Raw genomic sequence first — 23319 nt, 5'->3', positions numbered from 1 at the left:
GGAATCACTGGGAGCGAATCCTATGTCTTCCAGCCAGGTTTCTCGTTACGACCGCTACGCGTACGATCGACTCATCGCGTCGCTTATGAATCGCGGATGGTCGCGTGGCAGCGCAATTTGCCGTTGTCCGTCCGTTGGGTTTCTGATCAAACAGACCCCTGCTTAGGAACGATTTTGCTTAGGATTGTGCCAATGGAAACGCTAGATAAACCGCTTGTGAAGCGCCGCTTCCACGCGCTTCGACTCATTCACGGTGGTCTCAATATGGAGGCACGCATGACCCGGTCTGAAACCACAATCGAACACATTCTTCAGGATCTCGAAGACCTTAAACGTGAGGTGCGCGAGTTGAGAGTCTATGTTGACGATCGCTTCCGTCAGCTTGAAGCGAAAATGGAGGCACGCTTCAGCGCGTTCGAAAGTACGATGCGCATTGAATTCCGCCTGCTATGGGCGGCGAATTTCGCGCTTGCCGGGCTGCTGGCGAAGGGCTTTCACTGGATCTGACACGCGCGGCGTCTAGCCGAAAACCTGCGTAGCGATTTCCTCGGCTTCGTCCTGAAATCGCAGCGGTGCGGCGCAATGCGCAAGCGTGTCCACGAAGTACTTTGCGCGCGGCCAGGGCCCAAACCCCGCAGCGGTGTTGATATGTCCTGCGTCGCCCATGTTGACGAACGCGCTGCCCAGACGCATCGCAAGCTCACGCGCATCGGTGAGCGCCATCCACGGGTCGGTCTCGCTGCCGATCAAAATGGAAGGCACGCCGAGACGGCGCGCGTCGAAAGCACCTGCAAACTCGAACTTCTTCGGGCTGGCGGGCGCGACAAACAGCACGCCCGCTATATCGGCGGCGGGTATGCCCTGTTGCAACGCATGCGCGGTGGCGAGGCATCCAAAGCTATGCGCAGCGAGCACGAACGGTCCGCGCTCGCTTGCCAGCAGATCGCGCACCGATTGCGCCCATTGCGCGAGATTGGGCGCATCCCAATCCGCCTGCTCGACTCGCAACGAACGCGGAAACTGGCGCTCCAGCCAGGTTTGCCAGTGTGCGCCTTCGCTGCCGTGCAAACCCGGCACGGTCACGAGCCGGGGTGGCCAGATCGATCGGGTGCACGAAAACATGATTCTTTCCTCGTAGCGGGAATCTGGAAATCATTGTCGCGTGGGCGACGCACGGCTTGAACCAATTTTTCGTGCTTTGCATATCGCCGTGCTGCTGCGTATGCATGCTCACGCCGCTGCGCATCCCACCGCGACCGCCGGAACGGGCGCGAACTCCGGCGAAAAAGTAGAATGAAGCCTGTCCATAAAAGCAGCCCGCCAGGGTGACTGCAACGCTCAACCGGCCACGCATGAAAGTCCTGTTCTATACACCCCAATCCGATGCCGACGTCTGGCTGCACGACCTGTCGAACGCCCTGCCCGGCGCGGATTTGCGCGAATGGCAGGCGGGCGACAACGCCCCCGCCGACGTTGCCGTGGTCTGGAAGCCGCCGCGCGAGATGCTCGCCGGTCGCGACGATCTGCGTGCGATCTTCAATCTGGGCGCTGGCGTCGATGCAATCCTGAAGCTCGAACGCGAACATCCCGGCACGCTGCCGCGCAACGCGCAGCTCGTGCGGCTAGAAGACACGGGAATGGCGCAGCAGATGGCCGAATATGTGATGCACGCCGTGCTGCGCTACATGCGCCGCTTCGACGAATACGACCGGCTGCAGGCCGAGCAACGCTGGCACGTGCTCGAGCCGCACGCGCGCGAGACGTTCACGGTTGGCGTGTTAGGGCTGGGCGTGCTCGGCTCGCATGTGGCGCAGACACTCGCGTCGGCCGGCTTTCCCGTGCGGGGCTTTAGCCGAAGCGCGCGCGAAATCGGAGGTGTGTCGACCTTCGCGGGCGAAGCGCAGTTCGACGCCTTCCTCGATGGCGTGAAGGTGCTCGTCAATCTGCTGCCGCACACGCCCGATACGCACGGCGTGCTGAACAAGCGCAGCCTGTCGAAGCTCACGCGCGGTGCGTACCTCGTCAACATCGCGCGAGGCGCGCACCTCGTCGAACAGGATCTGCTCGATGCGCTGGCGCAAGGTCAGATCGCTGCTGCCACGCTCGATGTATTCGTCGAAGAGCCGTTACCGTTGCAGCATCCTTTCTGGAAACATCCGCGCATCTCGATCACGCCGCATATTTCCGCATTGACGCTACGTGAAGAAAGCATCGAGCAGATTGCACGGAAAATTGCTGCGGTGATGCGCGGCGAACCAATCGGCGGGATCGTCGATATTGCGCGCGGTTATTGACGCAACAACGCAAAACCCAACACCTGAAGACCGCATCGCGCGGCAACAGCAACACATTCGAATGGGACGGCAGCAAGCGCGAAAGCGCCAGCGAACGTCGACACAGGAGACAAGCATGGCCATGCCGCAAGCAGTGAAGATCGTCGAAGTCGGTCCGCGCGACGGACTGCAGAACGAGAAGGAATTCGTGCCCACCGAGGTGAAGATCGAACTGATCAACCGGCTGTCGGCGGCCGGGTTCAGGAATGTCGAATCGGCTTCGTTCGTGTCGCCCAAATGGGTGCCGCAAATGGCCGATGGCGCTGACGTGATGGCGGGCATCGAACGCCGCGCGGGCACCATCTACTCGGTGTTGACGCCGAATATGCGCGGCCTGGAAGGCGCGATCGCCGCGCGCGCTGACGAGATCGTGATCTTCGGCGCAGCCAGCGAAGCGTTCTCGCAGAAGAACATCAACTGCAGCATCGCGGAAAGCATCGAGCGCTTCGTGCCGGTCGCGCAGGCTGCGAAAGAGCAAGGCATCCGCGTGCGCGGCAGTGTGTCATGCTCGCTCGGCTGCCCGTACCAGGGTGAGGTGCCCGTCGCGTCGGTGGTCGATGTGGTCGAACGTTTTGCGGCGCTCGGCTGCGACGAAATCGATATCGCCGATACGATCGGCGTCGGCACGCCGAAGCGCACACGCGAAGTATTCGCGGCCGTCACACAGGTGTTCCCGCGTGAACACCTGTCGGGACATTTTCACGATACCTACGGCCAGGCGCTCGCGAATATCTACGCCGCGCTGCTGGAAGGCATCGAGATTTTTCATGCGTCGGTTGCGGGGCTCGGCGGCTGTCCGTATGCGAAGGGCGCAACCGGCAACGTCGCCACGGAAGACGTGCTGTATCTGATGAACGGACTCGGCATCGAGACGGGCATCGATCTGGCGCAAGTCGTCGAGATCGGCGATTTCATTTCGACGTCGATCGGCAAACCGAACGTGTCGCGCGCGGGCAAAGCGCTGCTGGCAAAAGCCCGCAGCGAAAAGACCACCTGCGTATGACCCATCACAGGAACACAACACATGTCGGATAACGCAACGGTACACACGCCTGATCTCGATTCGCTGCCTGATTCGGCGCGCCGCGTCGCGCTGCTGCTGCGCGAGCGCGGTCACGCCGGGCAGGTCGTGATGCTGCCTGAAACGGGCAAGACGTCGGCGGAAGCGGCGGCAGGACTTGGCTGCTCGATCGCGCAGATCGCCAAGTCGATTCTGTTTCGCCGCCGCGAAGACGATGCGCCCGTGCTGATCATCGCGAGCGGCGCGAATCGCGTGGATGAAAAGAAAGTCGCGGCGCAGGTCGGCGAGATTGCGCGCGCGGATGCGAAGTTCGTGCGCGAGAAGACGGGTTATGCGATCGGCGGCGTGTGTCCGATCGGTCATGCAACGCCGCCCGTCACGCTGATCGACGCCGATCTTTTCACGCTAGACAGCCTGTGGGCCGCCGCCGGCCATCCGCACGCGGTGTTCAATCTGACGCCGCAGGAACTGGCCACACTCACGGGTGCGCCTGTCATTGATGTAGCGTTGCGCGAGACGGCATGAAGACGGACGCCGCGCGCACAGCAGACACGGCGCATAGCATCGCGCCCGTTCCGTCGCCTTGCATCAACGTGTGCCGGATGAACCCGGCCACGGCGCTATGCGAAGGCTGCCTGCGCACGATCGACGAAATCGCCGGCTGGTCTTCGTTCGACGACGCAGCAAAGCGCGCGGTGTGGGATGAAATCGAAAAGCGTCATGTCGATTACATGGCAGCGCAACGCGAAAAAGAACCCGGGGCGAAGACATGAACGCGCCACCGCGCGTCGTCACAATCGGCGAAACGTTCAGCACGACGCTGAGCCTCGAAGCCGAGTCGATCAAATCGTTCGCCACGCTCGTCAATGACCTCAATCCGCTGCATCACGACGACGCGTATGCCGCGCAAAGCCGCTTCGGCGGTTTGATCGCTTCCGGCACGCAGCCAACCGCGCATTTCATGGCGCTGCTCGCGACGCACTACTCGACCTGCGCGCAGCCACTCGGACTCGAATTCGACATCAAGCTGAAGAAGGCCGTACACAGCGGCGATACGCTGACGATGACATGGCGCGTCGTCGGCGCGTTCTGGAAGGCGAGTCTCAACGGTGATCTGACGCAACTGGAAGGCGGCGTCGTGAACCAGCGCGGCGAAACGATTCTGATCGGCAAGTCGACCATACTCGTGATGCCGAAACCGGCTGCGAAGGAAGGCGACGCATGATCGCACTGCCGCCGTCGATACGCGTGTTCGAGCGCGGCTGGCTGTCGTCGAACAATGTGCTGCTGATCGACGATGCATGTGCAGCGCTCGTCGATACCGGCTATGCGTCGCACGCTGCGCAAACGGTCGCACTCGTCAGACATGCGCTCGGCGCCCGGCCGCTCGATCTGATCGTCAACACGCATCTGCATTCGGATCACTGCGGCGGCAATGCGCAATTGCAGGCAATGTGGCCGTGCAGCACGCTGATTCCATCGACGGAAGCGGACGCCGTCCGCGACTGGGACGAGACGCGTCTAACCTTCAGCGCAACGGGTCAATCCTGCGAACGTTTCGCATTTTCCGGGACCATTGCGCCGGGCACGCGCTTGACGCTCGGCGCACTCGACTGGGACGTGCTCGGCGCGCCGGGCCACGATCCGCATTCGCTGATGCTCTACTGCGCCGACCAGCGCCTGCTGATTAGCGCCGACGCGCTGTGGGAAAACGGCTTCGGTGTGATCTTTCCTGAACTCGAAGGCGAAAGCGGTTTTGCCGAGCAACAGGCCGTGCTCGAACTGATCGGCACGCTCGATGTGAAAACCGTAATTCCCGGCCACGGCTCGCCGTTCTCCAACGTACAGGCTGCGCTCGATCGCGCGTTGTCGCGGGTCGCGTGGCTGCGCGCCGACCCGTCGCGTAACGCGAAGAATGCGCTGAAGGTGTTGATCGTGTTCAAGCTGCTCGACGCGCGCACGATGTCTTTCGAAACCTTGCTGCGCATGCTCGATGAAGCTAGCGTGATGCGCGCCGCCGCGACGATGCTGACGCCGCGCAGCGCATGGCCAACGCTGCTGCGTGAACTGGTCGAAGGATTGTCGGGGGAGAACGGACCGTTGCAGTTCGATGGCGAGCACATCAGTGCGCGCGCCGCCTGATCACGGGATCGCGCTCCAGCACGGAAGCTCGCGAACGGCCGTACAAAAAGAAAGCCGCTCGGCTTTCGGTTCGAGCGGCGCAATTACTGTTGACGTGATCAGCGTCGAAGAAATAATACCTGTGGGCAGCTTTCGAACGCATCGGTGATTTCCCTACAGATTCGTAACGTCCGACGTGACGCCTTATTCGGATTCCGTACTATCGGTATGAACTACCGTAATATCGGGTAACGGCGCGACGGCACGATACGCCAACCGAGATTCACGCCCGCCGCTGCAAGCAGGATCAGCACCGCGCCGAGCACCTGGATCCACGCAAGTTTCTGCCCAAATGCAATCCGGTCGACGACGATCGCAACGACCGGGTAGATGAAAGACAGCGCGCCTGTCATCGCCGTCGGCAGCTTCTGGATCGCGCCGTACAGCAGCACATACATGATTCCGGTATTGACGATGCCGAGGGTGACGAGCTGCAGCCAGTGCATGCCCGTCGACGGCAGCGCGTCATATTGGACGAACGGCGCGAGCATGACCACGCCCGTCGCCACCGTAATCAGCGCGATAAGGTGCGGCGGCGTGTTCTTCAAGTGCTTTGTGATGATCGACGACACGGCGTAAAGGAACGCCGCGCCAACGGCATACGCGACGCCTTGCAGATATTGGCCCGGCACCGCGAGCACGGCCGGCTCGACTTTCACGACGAAGACAAGGCCGACAAACGCGATCAGCAGCCACGCCACTGTCGATACCGTCACGCGTTCGCGGAACACCAGCGCGCCAAGCGCAACCAGCATGAACGGCTGCGTGCTGTAAACGGTCGTCGCCATCGAGATCGACGCGCGCGAGTAAGCGGCGAACAGCAGCACCCAGTTGATCACGATGGCCGCGCTGCTGAGCGTGGCAAGCGCGATCATCTTCCACGAGAACAGCTTGCGCTTGAGCAGTCCGAGCATCGCGCAGATCAGCAGCAGCGTCGCGCCGCCGAACAGGCAGCGGAAGAACGCGACATTCAGCGCCGATTGCTGCGACGACACCACCAGCCAGCCGATCGTCCCCGACATCAGCATCGCGAGCGTCATCTCGAACGCGCCGCGCCGCACTTCGTTGCCTGCTGCCATCGCATACTCTCCAGAAGAGTCACATCTTGCGAAGAGTGTAATTAATCCGCAGCGGCCATTACATATCTAAAATCAGGCAATCTGGTGAATTGACCTTAGATACGAAGGCCAACATGACAAAGCGCCTTAATCCCGAAATGAAGCATGCAACCGCGCCGGCTGCGCTCGATGACACGGACCGCCTGCTGCTCGCGAACCTCGCTGACGACGCGCGCCAGCCCGTCAGCGAACTCGCGCGCAACGTCGGCCTGTCGGCGCCTGCGACGGCGGACCGCTTACGGCGGCTCGACGCGCAAGGCGTGATCGAGCGCTTCACGGTGCAGATCGATCCGCGCGCGCTCGGCTACACGCTGCAGGCGATCGTGCGCGTGAAGCCGTTGCCGGGCCAGTTGCATCTGGTGGAAGACGTGATACGCCGCATTCCCGAGTTCGTCGAATGCGACAAGGTGACAGGCGACGACTGCTTTATCTGCCGCCTGTATCTGCGCTCGATCGATCAGCTCGACGAGATTCTGTCGAAAGTGACCGAGCGTGCGGAAACGAGCACCGCGATCGTCAAGTCGACGCCAGTGCCAAGGCGCTTGCCGCCGCTCGCCTGAGTCGACGAACAGCGGCAAGCGCACGAGGAAATCAAAGCTCGACGGCTTCGAAGAACGACAGCATTTCCGCGACGAGTTCGGCGGGCGCTTCCTCGGGAATGTAATGGCCGCACGGCAGCGAACGGCCGCTGACGTCGCGCGCGACCTTGCGCCACTCGGCGATCGGCTCGAAGCATTTCTCGATCACGCCTTCCGCGCCCCACAGCACGCGCAACGGACAGGCAATCTTGTGTCCGCGTTCGATATCGGCGCGATCGTGCTCGAGATCGATCGTCGCCGACGCGCGGTAGTCCTCGCACATCGCATGCACGGCGCCCGGCTGCCGTAACGCCTTGCGATATTCGGCGAGCACCTCGGGCGCGAACGGCGCGAGACCCGCGTGACGGCTGCCCATCACGCGATCGACGTAGACATCGGGATTGCCTTCGATCAGCGTCTCAGGCAGCGGCTCCGGCTGGATCAGGAAGAACCAGTGGAAATAAAGCGTGGCGAAGGTACGGTCGGTGGCTTCGTACATCGCCAGAGTTGGCGCGATGTCGAGCAGCATCAGGCGTTCGACGGCGTCCGGGAAATCCAGCGCCATGCGGTGCGCCACGCGCGCGCCGCGGTCGTGTGCGCAGACCAGAAAGCGCTCGAAGCCGAAGTGCTGCATCACGGCGACCTGATCGGCGGCCATCGCGCGTTTCGAATACGGCGCGTGGGTCGCGTCGCTCGGCGGTTTCGCCGATGCGCCATAGCCGCGCAGATCGGTGGCGATCACGGTGAAATGCTCGGCAAGCTGCGCCGCGCAACGATGCCAGATCAGATGACTCTGCGGATGACCGTGCAGCAGCAGCAAAGGCGGCCCGCTCCCGCCTTTGACTCCGTGAATGTCGACGTCGCCGGCCGTAACCCGAAAAGGTGTGAAGTCCGCGAAGGGCATGTCGGTCTCGTTGTCGTTGTGAGTCTCGGCATTGTAGAAGGCGGGTGTGTCACTGCGAGTGGGTTAGACCACGCTTTCATAGAACCTGAACTCTCCTTCAAACGCCAGCAAACGAGCAACGTGCGCCAGACTGGCCTATAATCGAACGATCGTTCTTAAATATGAACGCCAACGGCTGTTTGAAACGCACTGCGGATGACAGCCGCTACACTCATAGCGCCGGGCGTCGAATGCACCGGCATGTCGAATGGAGACTCGCACCATGGCCTTGCCCGCCGTCCTGCAAAACCTTGCTCTGCCCGTCGTCGCTTCGCCGATGTTCATCGTCAGCTACCCGGAACTCGTGCTTGCGCAATGCAAGGCGGGGATCGTCGGTTCGTTTCCGGCGCTCAATGCGCGCCCTGCCGAACTGCTCGACGAATGGCTGACGCAGATTCAGGCGTCGCTTGCCGAACACAAGGCGGCGAACCCGGATGCCGTCATCGGGCCGATCGCCGTCAACCAGATCGTGCATCAGTCGAACGCGCGCCTTGAACACGACATCCGCGTGTGCGTCGAGCACAAGGTGCCGATTTTCATCACGAGCCTGCGCGCGCCGGCGAGGGAAATCGTCGATGCCGTGCACAGCTACGGCGGCATCGTGCTGCACGACGTGATCAACATGCGTCACGCGCAGAAGGCGCTGGAAGCGGGCGTCGACGGGCTGATTCTGGTTGCCGCGGGTGCGGGCGGCCACGCGGGCACGACCTCGCCGTTCGCGCTGGTTGGCGAAGTGCGGCGCATGTTCGACGGTCCGATCGTGCTGTCGGGATCGATTGCGAACGGCGGCTCGATTCTCGCCGCGCAGGCGATGGGCGCCGATCTCGCGTACATGGGCACGCGCTTTATCGCGACGAAGGAAGCGCATGCAGTCGAAGGCTACAAGCAGGCGATCATCAACGCCAATTCCGCCGATATCGTCTACACGAACCTGTTCACGGGCGTGCACGGCAACTACATCCGCGAGAGCATCGTGAACGCGGGCCTCGATCCCGATGCGCTGCCGGAATCGGACAAGACGGCGATGAATTTTGCCAGCGACAAGGCGAAGGCATGGAAAGACATCTGGGGCGCTGGCCAGGGCGTCGGTTTGATGAACGACGTGCCGAGCGTTGCTGATCTGGTTGCGCGTCTGAAGGACGAGTATCAGGCGGCGAAGACGCGGCTTGGGATTGGCCGCTGAGTTTTTCGAATCGCAAGGCGTGAAAGGCCGTGTTCGCTGAACGCGGCCTTTTTGCTTATGTCACATGTTGCGCCGATACTGACCGCCCACTTCGAACAGCGCGTGCGTGATTTGCCCCAACGAACAGACGCGCACCGCATCCATCAGCACGGCAAAAACGTTTTCATCGTCGATCACTGCCTGCTTCAGACGCTCCAGCATCGCAGGCGCTTCACTTTCATGCGATGACTGGAACGCGCGCAGACGCGTCAGTTGTCCCTGCTTTTCTTCTTCCGTCGAGCGCGCGAGTGCTATCGGCGGCGGCGCATCGTGCGCATGCGCGCCGAGGAAAGTATTCACGCCGACGATCGGATACGAGCCGTCATGCTTGCGATGTTCGTACAGCATCGATTCATCTTGAATCCGTCCGCGCTGATAACCCGTTTCCATCGCGCCGAGCACGCCGCCGCGCTCGGTCAGTCGATCGAATTCGGCGAGCACGGCGGCTTCGACGAGATCCGTCAGTTCGTCGATGATGAAGCTGCCCTGATTCGGATTCTGGTTCTTCGCGAGACCCCACTCGCGATTGATGATCAGCTGGATCGCCACCGCGCGGCGCACGGAATCTTCCGTCGGCGTCGTGATTGCTTCGTCGAACGCGTTCGTGTGCAGCGAATTGCAATTGTCGTAGATCGCGATCAACGCCTGCAATGTCGTGCGGATATCGTTGAAGTCGATTTCCTGCGCGTGCAGGCTGCGGCCCGACGTCTGCACGTGGTACTTCAGCTTCTGGCTGCGTTCGTTTGCGCCGTAACGATCGCGCATTGCAACGGCCCAGATGCGCCGCGCGACGCGGCCTAGCACCGTGTACTCCGGGTCCATCCCGTTCGAGAAGAAGAACGACAGGTTCGGCGCGAAATCGTCGATATCCATGCCGCGCGCGAGATACGCCTCGACATAGGTGAAGCCGTTCGCCAACGTATAGGCGAGCTGCGAGATCGGATTCGCGCCCGCCTCGGCGATGTGATAGCCGGAGATCGACACCGAATAGAAATTGCGCACGCCGTGGTCGACGAAATACGCCTGTATGTCGCCCATCACCTTCAGGCTGAATTCCGTCGAGAAGATGCAGGTGTTCTGGCCTTGGTCTTCTTTCAGGATGTCGGCCTGCACAGTGCCGCGCACGTTTTCGAGTGCGAAGCGGCGCGCGTTGTTGAGTTCGTCTTGCAACGGCTCGCGACCTTGTTGCTGGGCTTTCGCGCAGGCCAGCGCGATCTGCTGATCGATGGCGACGTTGAAGAACATCGCGAGAATGGTCGGCGCGGGACCGTTGATCGTCATCGATACCGACGTCTCCGGCGCGCACAGATCGAAACCGTCGTAGAGCGCTTTCATGTCGTCGAGCGTTGCCACCGACACGCCCGAATTGCCGACCTTGCCGTAGATGTCGGGCCGTTCATGCGGCTCTTCACCATAGAGCGTGACGGAATCGAACGCCGTCGACAGGCGCTTGGCGGGCATGCCTTCGGACAGCAGCTTGAAACGCCGGTTGGTGCGGAATGGATCGCCCTCGCCCGCGAACATGCGCGTCGGGTCTTCGTTCTCGCGGCGAAACGGAAACACGCCCGCCGTGAACGGGAAATAGCCGGGGAGATTCTCAAGCATCAGCCAGCGCAGGATTTCGCCGGGATCCTTGAAAGCCGGCAGCGCGACCTTGCGGATCTTCGAGCCTGACAGCGTTTCGACGGTTATCGCGGTGCGGATTTCCTTGTCGCGGATCTTCACGACATGTTCGTCGCCGGAATAGGCGGCGACCGTCTTCGGCCACGTGTCGAGCAGCGCTTTCTCGCGCTCGCCCATTTGCGATGTGTGTTGGTCGATGAGCTTCTCGAACGCGGCAGCGTCTTGCACGCTGCCATTCGCTTCGTTCAGCATGCGGCGGGCTTCGACGAGTTGCCAGCGCTCGCGCGCAAGCTGCGACTGCGCACCGACGCGTTCGCGATAGCCGCGCACCGTCAGCGCGACATCCGACAGATAGCGCACACGCGCAGGCGGCACGATTGCATTGCGGCCCGTCGAATGGCGCACGCTCTCCATCTTCGGCAGCCGTGCGTCGCTGTCGCGCAAACCGTGTTCACGCAAAGCGCTTGCGATATGTTGGTACACAGCCGTTACGCCATCGTCATTGAAGCGCGACGCAATCGTACCGAATACCGGCATCTCATCGATCTTTGCAGCGAACTTCTGCTGGTTTCGCTGAACCTGTTTGGCGACGTCGCGCAATGCATCAGCGGCGCCTTTGCGGTCGAACTTGTTGATCGCGACGAAATCGGCGAAGTCGAGCATGTCGATCTTCTCGAGTTGGCTCGCGGCGCCGAATTCAGGCGTCATCACGTAGAGCGATCTGTCTGCGTGCGGGACGATCGCGGCGTCGCCCTGTCCGATGCCCGATGTCTCGACCACGATCAGATCGAAGCCGGCCATCTTGCAGGTATCGATTGCGTCGGGCAGTGCATCGGAAATTTCGCTCGATGCATCGCGCGTCGCGAGCGAACGCATGAAGACGCGCGCGCCGCTTCCCCAATCGCCAATCGCATTCATGCGGATGCGGTCGCCGAGCAACGCGCCGCCCGATTTGCGGCGTGAAGGATCGATGGCGATCACGGCGATCGTCAACGTGTCGCCGTAGTCGAGACGAAAACGGCGGATCAGTTCGTCAGTTAGTGAGGACTTGCCCGCGCCGCCCGTTCCCGTGATGCCGAGCACGGGAACGCGTATTTGCACTGCTTGTGCGGCGAGTTCCGCGCGCGTGCCTGCATCGACGTCGCCGGTTTCGAGTGACGTGATCAATTGCGCAAGCTTGCGAAACGCGGCGATACGCGCAGCGCGATCCGCGTTGCCGCGCATTGCGCCCTTCAGGTCGCGAGCCAGTTGCGCGGGTTGTGTTTCCTGCCGCGCTGCATCGCGGCAACGCGCGATCATGTCGTCGATCATCCCTTGCAGACCGAGCCGCTGGCCGTCGTGCGGCGAGTAAATGCGCTCGACGCCATAACGCTGCAGTTCCGCGATCTCATCGGGCACGATTACGCCGCCGCCGCCGCCGAATACCTTGATCCGCTCGCCGCCGCGCTCGCGCAGCAGATCGACGAGATAGCGGAAGTATTCGACGTGTCCGCCCTGATAACTCGACACGGCGACGCCATCCGCGTCTTCCTGCAGCGCAGCAGTCGCGACCTCTTCGACCGAGCGGTTGTGGCCAAGATGGATCACCTCGACGCCGCTCGCCTGCAAAATGCGCCGCATGATGTTGATCGACGCGTCGTGGCCGTCGAATAGCGCCGCAGCCGTCACGAAACGCAGGCGCCGCGACGATGGCTCACCGGGCGCGCGCGGCGCGGAAGATTGAGAAGCGGGTGCATCGTCACCGATGCGCTGCGGCGTGGAAAGATCAGTCATGTCTCCCCCGGATCGAATCGTCAGGTTCGTTCGTCTGCCTTGCGGGTGCTGCGACCAGTATAACGATACGACCCGATCGTCCGTGCGGCGTTCAGCCCACGCGTACCGACGACCACGCGCCCCGCACGTTTTACCGTGCCGCGAGCGCCTTGATCTGTTCGAGCGTCGGCCAGAGGGTTTCGCTCGAAAAACGCTCAGCGATGAAGTCGACGAATGACCGCACCTTTGCCGACAGATGCCGTCGGCTCGCATAGACGACGTGAATGGGCAACTCGCGCGGCGGCAGTTCGTCGACGAGGAGCGGCACGAGACGGCCAGCGGCGAGATCGTCGCCGATCACTTCCGTGCCGAGCAGCGCGAGCGCAGCGCCCTGCAGCACGACGACGCGCTGCGCCTCCAGATGATTGACGATCAGATTGCCCGACAGCTTGACGCGCGCGTTTTCCGCGTTCGCGCCCGCGACCAGTTCGAGCGCCGACACGCCCGCGTACTGGATGAAGTTGTGGCGCGCGAGATCGGCGGTGCTTTTGGGCGCGCCATGCCGCTCGATATATTCCGGCGATGCGCACAGCACCAGATGCGCCGTCGCAACCTGCCGCGCAATCAGCGATGACGATTTGAGCCCTGACGGCGACGCGCGGATCGCGACGTCGAAGCCTTCGTCGATCAGTTCGACGACGCGGTCCGACAGCGTGATATCGACGGTGACCTGCTGATGCTGCGTTGCGTAATCGGCGACGGCGCTCATCACGTGGCGCAGGCCGAACGCCGACAGCGTCGACACGCGCAAGCGCCCTTGCGGCACGACGCTCGCTGCGCCGACCGCCTGCTCGGCCTCGTCGAGTTCGCTCAGCACCTGGCTCAGGCGTTCGTAGTACTCGCGGCCTGCTTCCGTCGGCGCGACGCGGCGCGTGGTCCGGTTCAGCAGGCGCGCGCCGAGTTGCTGTTCCAGATGCATCACGTGTTTGCTCGCCATTGCCGCCGACATGTCCATCTTCTCCGCCGCGCCGACGAAGCTGCCGACTTCCACGACGTGGCGAAACACTTTCATGCTGACGAGGGTATCCATAGGGATTGGAATGAATCGAGGGGATTCATGGGACTTTATCAAGGCACAAGCAGTAATGGGGGCGCGGGCTAGCCGCGGGAAGGGTTCTGGTTTTTGGTGTTGTTGGGTGTCGCGGGTTGGTTTTTTTCGATGGCATTCGCGGTTTGCCTTTCGTGCTTCAGGCGTTTGCCCTGTGCGGGGCGGCACTTGCGTTCGAGTGTCTTGTGACGCTGGCTTGGTGTGCCTTCTTTTTCGCTGGCATCCGCGTGATGTTTTCGTGCTTCATGCGTTGCCCCTGTGCGGGGCGGCACCTACTTTTCTTTGCCGCGGCAAAGAAAAGTAGGCAAAAGAAAGCCGCTGAACACCGCCAATTCTTGACCTTTGCCCACGGGCTCCCAACGGCCCGGTCCTGTTCGCGGCAACACTCTTCTCGATGCCCGCTGCCAACGCTTCGGCTAGGCGCCTCACCCGCTTCACACGCCCGCGTCGTCCCACGCGCGACCAGATCGCCCGCGTTCTATAGCGGCAAACTGTGTGTCGGCTGTCGCGGCGTACACACATCACTCCGGACTGAAAAGCACGATCGGTGTCGTAAGAGCGCTGAGGTGTGAAGCACTACGACCTACACACAGTTTGCCACCTGGGCGGCCGTAATTATTCGCTGCCGCTGGCTGCGCTACGGGTAATTGAAGTGGGTGAGGCGCTCATGCAAAGCGCGGGCAACGGGCGGGGACTGAGCGGTTGCCGTGTGAAGTGGAGGACCCGCTGGGGGCCCTCAGGCAGGGAGAAGAGCTGACGGTGTTAGCGGCTTTCTTTTGCCTACTTTTCTTTGCCGCGGCAAAGAAAAGTAGGTGCCGCCCCGCACAGGGGCGACGCGTGAAGTACGAAAACATCACGCGGATGCCAGCGAAAGCGCAAGCGGGAACAGCAGCGCCCCAAGGCACCGCCAACACATCCCCGTAATCAGAACTTCGCGCGAATACCAGCGCCCGCCGTATAACCCGATGCCTGCCCCGTGTACTTATCGTAGAGATAAGCCGCATACACATCGGTCCGCTTGGACAGCGGATAGTCATAACCAATAGCCGCCGACTGATGCATCTGATCAAGCCCACCCGCGTCACGCGAATACGCATAAGAAGCCATCACCGTACCCGTACCAAGCGGCACCGACACACCGCCTTGCGCGGTATTCACATGCCAGCTGCCGACGTCCTGGTCGTTCTTCGTGTACATGTACTGGCCATAGAACTTCACATACTTCAGGTCGTACGACACACCCAACTGCCCAACCGACTGGCTCTTCAGCCCCGCAACCAGCGAACCGAGGTCGGTCGGCGAGTTGTTGAAGTTCACGTACTGGAACACGCCCGTCGCTGCGAACGGACCGTGGAAGTACAGGAACTGCGCGCTGTATTTCTTCGAGCCGTTGTGATCGGCCGAATTGCCAAGCGCATACATCGCGCTGCCCGACAGACCGCTGAAGTCCGGCGTCGAGTACTGGATCGCGTTGTTCCAGCCGGAATCGCCGACCACGCCCATGTCCGTCGTGTAGGTCGGGAACGTGCCCAGACCGAGGAACACGTGATAGACCATCGGCGAGAACACGTACGAGTCGATGAACGGATTGAACAGGATCGTCGACACGAACAGTTGCGTGGTCAGACGGCCCGCCGTCACCGTACCGTACGGCGATTCGATACCGACGTACGCATTACGGCCGAAGAACGTGTCGCCGTCGAAGCGGCCGTACTTGCCGTTCTGCGCGCGGAAGAAGTCTTCCAGGGTGAAGATCGCCTTGTAGCCGTTGCCCAGATCTTCGGCGCCCTTGAGGCCCCAGTACGACGTCGACATACCGCCGCCCGACACGTTCCACGCGCTCTGGCTGCCCGGGAACTTCGTGACGCCGACCCATTCGTCGACCTGGCCATACAACTGCACGCTCGACTGCGCAAACGACGACGTCGATGCGACGGCCAGCAAGGCGCCAATGGCGCTCGCCTTCAGGGTTGTTCTCAGCGCACGGCTGACGGTGGTCTTCATGGGTTCTCCTGTCTTTGTCAAAAGGTGTGGCTGTGCGGCGGGGCGCTCGCCGGATCCGTGTTTGTTATCCGTCTGATCGTCGAGCCAAATCGGGGCTGGGACAAATCTTTGCGGACCATTTTTCTGGACAAAAATATCTGCGGTTATTGCCGGTATATGGGACTGAATAGTTTGGTCGACTTTCGGCCTGATACTGGTTGCCCACACATCTTGTTTTTGCAGTGCCGCAAAGGTCCGCACACGCCTTGAGGGCCGCGGATTCTACAGCACAGCGAGAGATGCGAAACGCGTCAGGATTCGATTGACGCGCTGCCGCAACAAAGACGGGATTTGATGACAAAACACCGAGAGCTGACGAGCGTTTTCAAAAAAGTGTGGCGTGCTTACGTCAGATCAGACGCCCAATTTTGTCGAGGCGTGCAGAGGCTTGGGAGATTGAGTAGCTGAACTTGAGATATGACCGATCCGCTCTCAGAGCGAGATGGATCAAAAGCAGAAATGACCGAACGACTGGACGTTCAGCGAAGCGCTCTAGTTGCGGTAAGGCGAAGGAGACGGGATGCGTGAGGAATCGCCCGGAGGACGCGGAATCTGGCGCGACGCGCCGCGTTCTTCGTTGTAGCGCGTGACGTCGTCGCGAATCGACCCGACGTGCGCTGCCTGGGCGTTGGCAGGCGGACGCGGCGCATTGCGCGATTCCGTGCTGACAGGCGTGATCGCACCGGCGTACTGGCTGCTGACGTATTGCGAGGACGGGCGGCTACGATAGACGTCGCCGGGAAGCGTCATGCGTTGCGCGGCGTAGCCTGACGCGTTGTTGCCGTATGCACGTCCCGGGATAGCGTCATTCGCATTGCCGCGCATCCGGGGCGTGTCGTTGCGCGCATATCGGCCCGCGTGGCTAGGCATCGCAACGCCACGCGGCATCTCGCGCGAAATGTTTGCGCGCGGTGCGGGGTTCCCTCGGATGGGACCGCCGAAGGACGAGCCATGAAAACCCGAGCCGCCGCCGAACAGGCCGTGCCCTTCATGGCTGACGAACGACGGCTTCGCGTAGGCGAGCGAAGTCAGCGCAACGACCAGCGCGCCCGTCATCCACCATTTGATCCTCGACAGCCCTACAAGCACCATGTTTCACCTGCCCGACGAACCGCCTGAAAACCCGCCGCTCGAGCTACGGCTGGGATTGTTTTGGGACTGGCGCGACGCCGTGTTGAACTGCCTCGCGCGATGCCCATCGGCCTTCGAACAGTAATTTATTGTCGTCCTCCGGGTGAGTCGAGCCAAAATATGTTAGGTCTGCGGCACTCTTGTAACGCATTGTTACTGCGACGTTTTTTCGCCACAAATCTCTTGCGGACCGATGCAAAAAAGCGCTGAAACGAGGTGCTTCGAACACCTGAATTCGTATGAACAGAGTCGCGCTAACCCGCTCTTTTTGTAGCGTTTTTCGGCCATGCCGATGATGCCGGAAACGAGCGTTGGCCACTGCCGATTCGATGCAGCCGCAACGATGCGCACGGCTCCGTCTTTCATGCGTTTGGGTAATTAATCAATTCGGTAAATGAATTTGCTTTTTCAATCACTTTGCGCGGACAATAGCCCTTTGGCGTCCGCTCGCCGGTGACATCAAGGCGATCGCTTCACCCGCATCGAGATTTGAAAGATGGCCCGTCCGAAACTCCTGCCCGATAACTTCACGCTCTGCCTGGTCGGCACCGTGGTCCTCGCAAGCCTGCTGCCCGTGCACGGCCAGGCGGCGACGGCGTTCAACTGGGTCACGGATGTTGCTGTCGGACTGCTGTTCTTCCTGCACGGCGCGAAGCTCTCGCGCGAAGCAATCATCGCGGGCGCCACGCACTGGCGTCTGCATCTCGTCGTGCTGTTAAGCACGTTCGCGCTCTTTCCGGTACTCGGGCTCGTACTCAAACCGCTTCTTTCGCCCCTCGTGACGCCTGCGCTCTACGCCGGCATCCTCTTCCTGTGCACGCTGCCGTCTACGGTTCAGTCGTCGATTGCGTTCACGTCGATCGCCAAGGGCAACGTGCCCGCTGCCGTCTGCAGCGCATCGGCGTCCAGTCTGCTCGGCATCTTCATCACGCCCGCGCTGGTCAGCGTCATCGTCACAAGCCAGGCCGCGAGCGGCGCGTCGCCGTGGCATACGGTGTGGAACATCGTGCTGCAGCTGCTGGTGCCGTTCGTAGCCGGGCAGTTGCTGCGCCCGCTGATCGGTGGTTGGATCGAGCGTAACCGTGGGGTGCTGAAGTTCGTCGACCAGGGCTCGATCCTGCTGGTCGTCTACGCCGCGTTCAGCGAGGCCGTCAACGAAGGCCTGTGGCATCAAATTCCGCTCGCCGCGCTGGGCGGGCTGCTGGTGGTGTGTGCAGTGCTGCTGGCGCTCGCGCTGGCCGTGACGATGTTCGTCAGCAAGCGCCTCGGCTTTAGCCGCGCCGACCAGATCACGATCATCTTCTGCGGCTCGAAGAAGAGCCTCGCCGCCGGCGTGCCGATGGCAAAGGTGATCTTCGCCACGCATGCCGTGGGCGCCGTCGTTCTCCCGCTGATGCTGTTCCATCAGATCCAGCTGATGGTGTGCGCCGCGCTCGCGCAGCGCTGGGGCGCGCGCGACATCAGCGCCGAAAAACGCGCTGCGCAGAAGAGCGCGACGGCCGCTGTTGCGCGCCGCTAGGCCCGCATCGAATGAAACAAGATTCATGAGCGCTCTCCCTGAGTGCATGTCGTGAAAGCCGCCTGCGGGCGGCTTTTTCGTTATTTCATCCTTGCCGCCGCCCACTGTCGCCTCGGCACGATGGCATAGGACAAATGCACGCGCCAAGCGGAAGCGCTTCCGTTTTGCACCAAAACAGTGCCTTAAGTCATTAAAAATTCATTTAATTTCAACGGCTTGCTGCCGATAAGCCGACGGTCCAATGCTCCGGCCGTGTCTCATGTCTCAACGCTCGCCTTCCCTCATCGCAGCGCCACGCATCGTCGACCTGATTGCGCAGCGTGACCTGTCCGCCGTGTTCCAGCCGATCGTCGAATTCGACGACGGCGCGATTCTTGGCTACGAAGGGCTGATCCGCGGACCGGCCGGCACCGCCCTCGAAACGCCGTACGCGCTGTTCACGCAGGCGGCCGCCGAAGGCAGCGTGATCGCGCTCGAGCGCGCGGCCGCGCGCACCTGCATCGAGGCGTTCGCCAAACTCAAGTGCGAAGGCAAGCTGTTCCTGAACTTCAGCGCAGGCGCCATCCGCCAGCTCGCCGACAACCGCGAAGACACCTTCGTGATGCTGCGCGACATGGGCGTCGAAGCCGAGCGCATCGTGATCGAACTGACCGAGCAGAGCGCGATTCCCGATGTCGCCAGCTTCCTGCCCGCCATCTCATTACTGCGCGCGGCAGGCGCCCAGTTCGCGCTCGACGACTACGGCACGGCGAACGCCAGCATGAACCTGTGGGTGCGCCTGCAGCCGGACGTCGTGAAGATCGACCGGTTCTTTATCCACGACATCGCCAGCGACCCGCTCAAGTTCGAAGCCGTCAAGGCAATGCAGCATTTCGCTGCCGCAAGCGGCGCGCGCCTCGTGGCCGAAGGCATCGAGAACGAAGCGGATCTGATTGTCGTGCGCGATATGGGGATCGTCTGCGGCCAGGGCTATCTCTTCGGCAAGCCGCACGCGCGCCCGCCGCGCAAGCTCGCCGACCACGCGCGCGAAGCGCTGCGCGCCGGCCATATCGCCGTGTTTCCCGAAGCGACGCGCGCGGTGAGCGCGTCGCCGTCGGGCGGCATGGCGTCGGAGAAAATGGTCGTGCACGCGCCCGCGCTGCCGCGCAACGCGACCAACAACGACGTGCTCGAACTCTTCAACCGGCTGCCGAACCTGCACGCCGTCGCCGTCGTCGAGCAGAACGAGCCCGTCGCGCTAATCAACCGCCGCGCGTTCATGGATCGCTACGCGCTGCCCTATCACCGTGAGCTGTTCGGCAAGCGGCCGTGCCTGCTGTTTGCGAACGCGTCGCCCGTCGTGATCGAAAAATCGATGACGGTCGAGGACATGGCCAAACTGCTCGCCAGCGACGACCAGCGCTATCTCGCCGACGGTTTCGTGATCACTGAACAAGGCAAATATGTCGGCCTCGGCACGGGTGAAAGCCTCGTGCGCGCGGTGACGGAAGTGCGTATCGAGGCGGCCCGTTATGCGAATCCGCTCACGTTCCTGCCGGGCAATATCCCGATCAGTTCGCACATCACGCGACTGCTCGGCCACGAAGCGGCCTTTTACGCGTGCTACGTGGATCTGAACCACTTCAAGCCGTTCAACGACCAGTACGGCTACTGGCAAGGCGACGAAGTGCTGAAGTTCGCCGCGCACGTGCTCGCGGATGTCTGTGATCCGACGCGCGATTTCCTCGGGCACGTAGGCGGGGACGATTTCCTGATCCTGTTCCAGAGCGAGGACTGGCGCGAGCGGGCAGCGCGCGCCATCCATGTGTTCAACGAAGGCGCGCAACGCTTCTACGCGCCCGTCGATCGCCTGGCAGGCGGGATTCACGGCGAGGACCGGCGCGGCAATCCGACCTTCTTCGGCTTCGTGACGATGGCGATCGGCTGCGTGCACGTGCAGCCGCAAGCCGATGAAGCCGTGTACGGCAGCGAAGACATCGCTTCCGTGGCGGCGCTTGCGAAACGCCGCGCGAAGAGCGAGGCATCCGGTCTCGTGATGATCGGCTTCGAAGAAAGCCAGGTCCTGCTGCAAGGGCGCACGGCTGTTGCCGTCGACTGAGTTTCGACGCGCCCGGATCACCCGTTTCCAGCGGCACCGCGCCGCGACGACGTGCATCTGTCACGACATCCAGTCACCTTGGCGACACGGTTCGGACTGCGCGCTCCCCTTTGTTTGCGTTTCCCGGCTGGCGGGCGCTTGCCCGATGTTGCGCAAACGCGGCTTCAGTCCGTGTCGAATAATGAATCCAACGCATCGTTTAGTGCATTTTACTAAACAAACGTTAAGCCTTCATCCCGCCTGTATACGGGTATCTACGCGTATCCAAAGCCTTCCTGCGAGGGTTTTGTGATGATGTTTTACTATACAATCACCCGAACTTGAACTCCGCCGCGGCACGTCTCTCGCGCCGCCGCACTTTTCGATGGCTACAACGATCCGCGACGTCGCTCGCGCGGCCAGCGTGTCGATCGGCACCGTCTCACGCGCGCTGAAGAATCAGCCAGGTCTCTCGGAATCGACGCGCGAGCGCGTCGTCGAAACGGCCCGCCGGCTTGGCTACGATTCCGCGCAGTTGCGTCCACGCATTCGCCGTCTCACGTTCCTGCTGCATCGTCATCACAACAACTTCGCCGTCAGCCCGTTCTTCTCGCACGTGCTGCATGGCGTCGAAGACGCGTGCCGCGAGCGCGGCATCGTGCCTTCCGTGCTGACGGCCGGCCCGACGGAAGACGTCGTCCAGCAGATGCGTCTGCACGCGCCCGACGCGATCGCCGTCGCCGGCTTCGTCGAGCCTGAAACGCTGACGACGCTCGCCGCCATGAAACGCCCGCTCGTGCTGATCGACCTGTGGGCGCCGAATCTGCGCTCGGTGAATCTCGACAACCAGGCGGGCGCCGCGCTCGCGATGCAGCATCTGTTTGCGCAGAAGCGCACGCGGGTTGCGTTTATCGGCGGCTCGCTTGCGCACTACAGCATCGCGCAGCGCGCGCTCGGCTACCGGCGCGCGTTCTTCGAAGCGGGGCTGCTGTTCGATCCGTCGCTGGAAGTGACGATCGACGCCGGCCTCGACCCCGACTCGGGCGCCGCGCTCGCGATGGAACAACTGCTCGACCGTCCCGGCCCGCGCCCCGACGCCGTCTTCGCCTATAACGATCTCGCGGCGCTCGCCGCGCTGCGCGTGTGTCTCGCGCGCGGGCTGCGTGTGCCGGAAGACATTGCGATCGTCGGTTTCGACGACATTCCTGCCGCCGCGCATGCACGCCCGCCGCTCACGACGATTTCCGTCGACAAGGAAGCGCTCGGCCGGCGCGGCGTCGAACTGCTGCTCGAAGACGCGCCGTCAGCACTCGACATCCGCATTCCGGTCCAACTCGTTGTCCGTGCCAGTACCTCGGTGAACATGCCATGAAACAACCCGACACGACTCTTTCGAACAACAGCGCCAACCACCAGGCGCCGCCCATCGCGAGCTTCCGCGACGGCGCTTTCCTGCTGTCGCACATCGAGGACACGCTGCGCTTCTACGCGCCGAACGTGTTCGATCCGAGCGGCGGCTTCTTCCACTTTTTCCGCGACGACGGTTCGATCTACAACCGCGCGACGCGCCACCTCGTCAGCAGTTGCCGCTATGTCTTCAACTACGCGATGGCATATCGTCAGTTCGGCGATCCGCAGCATCTGGAGTACGCGAAGCACGGCCTGAAGTTCCTGCACGACGGCCATTGGGACGCACAGCACCAGGGCTACGACTGGGAGATCGACTGGCGCGACGGCCACAAGCGCACGCTCGACGCCACGCGTCACTGCTACGGCCTCGCGTTCGTGCTGCTCGCGTATTCGCACGCGGCGATGGCGGGCATCGAAGAAGCCAAGCCGATGATCGCCGCGACGTTCGAGCTGATGGAACATCGCTTCTGGGATCCGGCGGCCGGTCTCTACGCCGACGAAGCCACGGCCGACTGGCGGGTGAGTTCGTACCGCGGCCAGAACGCGAACATGCACACGACGGAAGCGCTGCTCACCGCGTATGAAGCGACCGGCCATCTGGTGTATCTGGATCGCGCGGAACGCGTCGCGACCAACATCACGCTGCGTCAGGCGAAGCTGTCGCAAGGTCTGGTGTGGGAGCACTTTCACGCGGACTGGTCGGTGGACTGGCACTACAACGAGGAAGACAGCTCGAACATCTTCCGTCCGTGGGGCTTCCAGCCCGGCCATCAGACGGAATGGGCGAAGCTGCTGCTGATTCTGGAACGCCATCGTCCGCTGCCGTGGCTGCTGCCGCGCGCGATCGAACTGTTCGACGCCGCGATGACGCACGCGTGGGACAACGATCACGGCGGCCTGTACTACGGTTTCGGCCCGGACCGCACCGTCTGCGATCACGACAAGTACTTCTGGGTGCAGGCCGAAACCTTCGCGACAGCCGCGCTGCTCGGCCAGCGCACGGGCAACGAGCGCTTCTGGGATTGGTACGACGAGATCTGGCGTTATAGCTGGACGCATTTCGTCGACCACAAGTACGGCGCGTGGTATCGCATCCTGACGTGCGACAACCGCAAGTACAGCGACGAAAAAAGCCCGGCCGGCAAGACCGACTATCACACGATGGGCGCATGCTACGAAGTGCTGCATCACGCGTTGCAGCCTGGGTTGCAGACCGGGTTGCAGCCTTCCAGCGCGTCCGCCTAACCTCGTACGGTGAGC

General features: G+C 62.2%; 20 protein-coding genes. 13 read left to right on the top strand and 7 right to left on the bottom strand.

Going from position 1 to position 23319, the window contains the following annotated elements; translation table 11 throughout:
- Positions 1-192 precede the first annotated feature (192 nt).
- Positions 193-507 carry a hypothetical protein gene (locus G3O01_RS04490; RefSeq protein ID WP_205803313.1) on the top strand — a complete coding sequence of 105 codons (315 nt, stop codon included), beginning with the start codon at positions 193-195 and terminating at the stop codon, positions 505-507.
- A 12-nt stretch (positions 508-519) separates the two neighbouring features.
- On the opposite strand, the gene G3O01_RS04485 is transcribed toward G3O01_RS04490, so the two are convergent.
- Positions 520-1122, bottom strand: coding sequence for an alpha/beta hydrolase (locus G3O01_RS04485; RefSeq protein WP_205803312.1), 603 nt, complete (start codon positions 1120-1122; stop codon positions 520-522).
- 230 nt (positions 1123-1352) lie between these two features.
- Between G3O01_RS04485 and G3O01_RS04480 the strand changes: the two genes are divergently transcribed.
- The 6 genes from G3O01_RS04480 to G3O01_RS04455 all read left to right on the top strand — a co-directional run bounded on the left by G3O01_RS04480 (position 1353) and on the right by G3O01_RS04455 (position 5496).
- On the top strand, positions 1353-2294 hold the full coding sequence (locus G3O01_RS04480) for a glyoxylate/hydroxypyruvate reductase A (protein ID WP_205803701.1): 942 nt from the start codon (positions 1353-1355) through the stop codon (positions 2292-2294).
- Between the two features lie 115 nt (positions 2295-2409).
- Positions 2410-3336: a hydroxymethylglutaryl-CoA lyase gene (locus G3O01_RS04475; protein ID WP_205803311.1), complete on the top strand. Its 927-nt coding sequence runs from the start codon at positions 2410-2412 to the stop codon at positions 3334-3336.
- Positions 3337-3357: 21 nt separating this feature from the next.
- Entirely contained in the window at positions 3358-3879 is a 522-nt protein-coding gene (locus tag G3O01_RS04470) for a YbaK/EbsC family protein (RefSeq protein WP_205803310.1), read from the top strand.
- Positions 3876-4127 (top strand): DUF1289 domain-containing protein, encoded by a 252-nt coding sequence (locus G3O01_RS04465; RefSeq protein ID WP_205803309.1) that lies wholly within the window; start codon positions 3876-3878, stop codon positions 4125-4127. The genes G3O01_RS04470 and G3O01_RS04465 overlap by 4 nt, the downstream gene beginning before the upstream one ends.
- Positions 4124-4579 carry a MaoC family dehydratase gene (locus tag G3O01_RS04460; protein ID WP_205803308.1) on the top strand — a complete coding sequence of 152 codons (456 nt, stop codon included), beginning with the start codon at positions 4124-4126 and terminating at the stop codon, positions 4577-4579. The genes G3O01_RS04465 and G3O01_RS04460 overlap by 4 nt, the downstream gene beginning before the upstream one ends.
- Positions 4576-5496, top strand: coding sequence for an MBL fold metallo-hydrolase (locus G3O01_RS04455; RefSeq protein ID WP_205803307.1), 921 nt, complete (start codon positions 4576-4578; stop codon positions 5494-5496). The genes G3O01_RS04460 and G3O01_RS04455 overlap by 4 nt, the downstream gene beginning before the upstream one ends.
- A 212-nt stretch (positions 5497-5708) precedes the next feature.
- Here G3O01_RS04455 and G3O01_RS04450 read toward each other — a convergent pair whose 3' ends face one another.
- A complete protein-coding gene (locus G3O01_RS04450) occupies positions 5709-6614 on the bottom strand; it encodes a DMT family transporter (RefSeq protein WP_205803306.1) in 906 nt (301 codons plus the stop codon).
- A gap of 113 nt (positions 6615-6727) precedes the next feature.
- On the opposite strand from G3O01_RS04450, the gene G3O01_RS04445 reads away from it, so the two are divergent.
- Positions 6728-7213 (top strand): Lrp/AsnC family transcriptional regulator, encoded by a 486-nt coding sequence (locus tag G3O01_RS04445; RefSeq protein ID WP_205803305.1) that lies wholly within the window; start codon positions 6728-6730, stop codon positions 7211-7213.
- A gap of 31 nt (positions 7214-7244) precedes the next feature.
- Here G3O01_RS04445 and G3O01_RS04440 read toward each other — a convergent pair whose 3' ends face one another.
- Positions 7245-8135 carry an alpha/beta hydrolase gene (locus tag G3O01_RS04440; protein ID WP_205803304.1) on the bottom strand — a complete coding sequence of 297 codons (891 nt, stop codon included), beginning with the start codon at positions 8133-8135 and terminating at the stop codon, positions 7245-7247.
- 262 nt (positions 8136-8397) lie between these two features.
- Between G3O01_RS04440 and G3O01_RS04435 the strand changes: the two genes are divergently transcribed.
- A complete protein-coding gene (locus G3O01_RS04435) occupies positions 8398-9357 on the top strand; it encodes a nitronate monooxygenase family protein (RefSeq protein ID WP_205803303.1) in 960 nt (319 codons plus the stop codon).
- 60 nt (positions 9358-9417) lie between these two features.
- Here the strand turns inward: G3O01_RS04435 and icmF are convergent, their stop codons facing one another.
- The 4 genes from icmF to G3O01_RS04415 form a co-directional block, all read right to left on the bottom strand.
- Positions 9418-12792, bottom strand: a complete 3375-nt coding sequence (gene icmF, locus G3O01_RS04430; protein WP_205803302.1) for a fused isobutyryl-CoA mutase/GTPase IcmF — start codon at positions 12790-12792, stop codon at positions 9418-9420.
- 130 nt (positions 12793-12922) lie between these two features.
- Positions 12923-13861 (bottom strand): LysR family transcriptional regulator, encoded by a 939-nt coding sequence (locus G3O01_RS04425; RefSeq protein WP_205803301.1) that lies wholly within the window; start codon positions 13859-13861, stop codon positions 12923-12925.
- A gap of 942 nt (positions 13862-14803) precedes the next feature.
- On the bottom strand, positions 14804-15883 hold the full coding sequence (locus tag G3O01_RS04420; protein WP_205803300.1) for a porin: 1080 nt from the start codon (positions 15881-15883) through the stop codon (positions 14804-14806).
- A 531-nt stretch (positions 15884-16414) separates the two neighbouring features.
- A complete protein-coding gene (locus tag G3O01_RS04415) occupies positions 16415-17014 on the bottom strand; it encodes a hypothetical protein (protein WP_205803299.1) in 600 nt (199 codons plus the stop codon).
- Between the two features lie 535 nt (positions 17015-17549).
- Here G3O01_RS04415 and G3O01_RS04410 point away from each other — a divergent pair.
- The 4 genes from G3O01_RS04410 to G3O01_RS04395 all read left to right on the top strand — a co-directional run bounded on the left by G3O01_RS04410 (position 17550) and on the right by G3O01_RS04395 (position 23304).
- Positions 17550-18572 carry a bile acid:sodium symporter family protein gene (locus G3O01_RS04410; protein WP_205803298.1) on the top strand — a complete coding sequence of 341 codons (1023 nt, stop codon included), beginning with the start codon at positions 17550-17552 and terminating at the stop codon, positions 18570-18572.
- A 259-nt stretch (positions 18573-18831) separates the two neighbouring features.
- Entirely contained in the window at positions 18832-20670 is a 1839-nt protein-coding gene (locus G3O01_RS04405; protein ID WP_205803297.1) for a phosphodiesterase, read from the top strand.
- Between the two features lie 364 nt (positions 20671-21034).
- On the top strand, positions 21035-22021 hold the full coding sequence (locus tag G3O01_RS04400) for a LacI family DNA-binding transcriptional regulator (protein WP_205803296.1): 987 nt from the start codon (positions 21035-21037) through the stop codon (positions 22019-22021).
- On the top strand, positions 22018-23304 hold the full coding sequence (locus tag G3O01_RS04395) for an AGE family epimerase/isomerase (protein WP_205803295.1): 1287 nt from the start codon (positions 22018-22020) through the stop codon (positions 23302-23304). The genes G3O01_RS04400 and G3O01_RS04395 overlap by 4 nt, the downstream gene beginning before the upstream one ends.
- Positions 23305-23319 lie beyond the last annotated feature (15 nt).

Origin of the sequence: Burkholderia sp. Ac-20365 (assembly GCF_017104715.1) — a bacterium.
Lineage (GTDB): Bacteria > Pseudomonadota > Gammaproteobacteria > Burkholderiales > Burkholderiaceae > Paraburkholderia.
This window is presented reverse-complemented; position numbering and strand designations above follow the sequence as displayed.

What these genes read in the sequence shown, in the direction of transcription:
- G3O01_RS04490 (WP_205803313.1), top strand. Translation starts at nt 193, where the DNA reads ATGGAAACGCTAGATAAACCGCTTGTGAAGCGCCGCTTCCACGCGCTT.
- G3O01_RS04485 (WP_205803312.1), bottom strand. Translation starts at nt 1,122, where the DNA reads ATGTTTTCGTGCACCCGATCGATCTGGCCACCCCGGCTCGTGACCGTG.
- G3O01_RS04480 (WP_205803701.1), top strand. Translation starts at nt 1,353, where the DNA reads ATGAAAGTCCTGTTCTATACACCCCAATCCGATGCCGACGTCTGGCTG.
- G3O01_RS04475 (WP_205803311.1), top strand. Translation starts at nt 2,410, where the DNA reads ATGGCCATGCCGCAAGCAGTGAAGATCGTCGAAGTCGGTCCGCGCGAC.
- G3O01_RS04470 (WP_205803310.1), top strand. Translation starts at nt 3,358, where the DNA reads ATGTCGGATAACGCAACGGTACACACGCCTGATCTCGATTCGCTGCCT.
- G3O01_RS04465 (WP_205803309.1), top strand. Translation starts at nt 3,876, where the DNA reads ATGAAGACGGACGCCGCGCGCACAGCAGACACGGCGCATAGCATCGCG.
- G3O01_RS04460 (WP_205803308.1), top strand. Translation starts at nt 4,124, where the DNA reads ATGAACGCGCCACCGCGCGTCGTCACAATCGGCGAAACGTTCAGCACG.
- G3O01_RS04455 (WP_205803307.1), top strand. Translation starts at nt 4,576, where the DNA reads ATGATCGCACTGCCGCCGTCGATACGCGTGTTCGAGCGCGGCTGGCTG.
- G3O01_RS04450 (WP_205803306.1), bottom strand. Translation starts at nt 6,614, where the DNA reads ATGGCAGCAGGCAACGAAGTGCGGCGCGGCGCGTTCGAGATGACGCTC.
- G3O01_RS04445 (WP_205803305.1), top strand. Translation starts at nt 6,728, where the DNA reads ATGACAAAGCGCCTTAATCCCGAAATGAAGCATGCAACCGCGCCGGCT.
- G3O01_RS04440 (WP_205803304.1), bottom strand. Translation starts at nt 8,135, where the DNA reads ATGCCCTTCGCGGACTTCACACCTTTTCGGGTTACGGCCGGCGACGTC.
- G3O01_RS04435 (WP_205803303.1), top strand. Translation starts at nt 8,398, where the DNA reads ATGGCCTTGCCCGCCGTCCTGCAAAACCTTGCTCTGCCCGTCGTCGCT.
- icmF (WP_205803302.1), bottom strand. Translation starts at nt 12,792, where the DNA reads ATGACTGATCTTTCCACGCCGCAGCGCATCGGTGACGATGCACCCGCT.
- G3O01_RS04425 (WP_205803301.1), bottom strand. Translation starts at nt 13,861, where the DNA reads ATGGATACCCTCGTCAGCATGAAAGTGTTTCGCCACGTCGTGGAAGTC.
- G3O01_RS04420 (WP_205803300.1), bottom strand. Translation starts at nt 15,883, where the DNA reads ATGAAGACCACCGTCAGCCGTGCGCTGAGAACAACCCTGAAGGCGAGC.
- G3O01_RS04415 (WP_205803299.1), bottom strand. Translation starts at nt 17,014, where the DNA reads ATGGTGCTTGTAGGGCTGTCGAGGATCAAATGGTGGATGACGGGCGCG.
- G3O01_RS04410 (WP_205803298.1), top strand. Translation starts at nt 17,550, where the DNA reads ATGGCCCGTCCGAAACTCCTGCCCGATAACTTCACGCTCTGCCTGGTC.
- G3O01_RS04405 (WP_205803297.1), top strand. Translation starts at nt 18,832, where the DNA reads ATGTCTCAACGCTCGCCTTCCCTCATCGCAGCGCCACGCATCGTCGAC.
- G3O01_RS04400 (WP_205803296.1), top strand. Translation starts at nt 21,035, where the DNA reads ATGGCTACAACGATCCGCGACGTCGCTCGCGCGGCCAGCGTGTCGATC.
- G3O01_RS04395 (WP_205803295.1), top strand. Translation starts at nt 22,018, where the DNA reads ATGAAACAACCCGACACGACTCTTTCGAACAACAGCGCCAACCACCAG.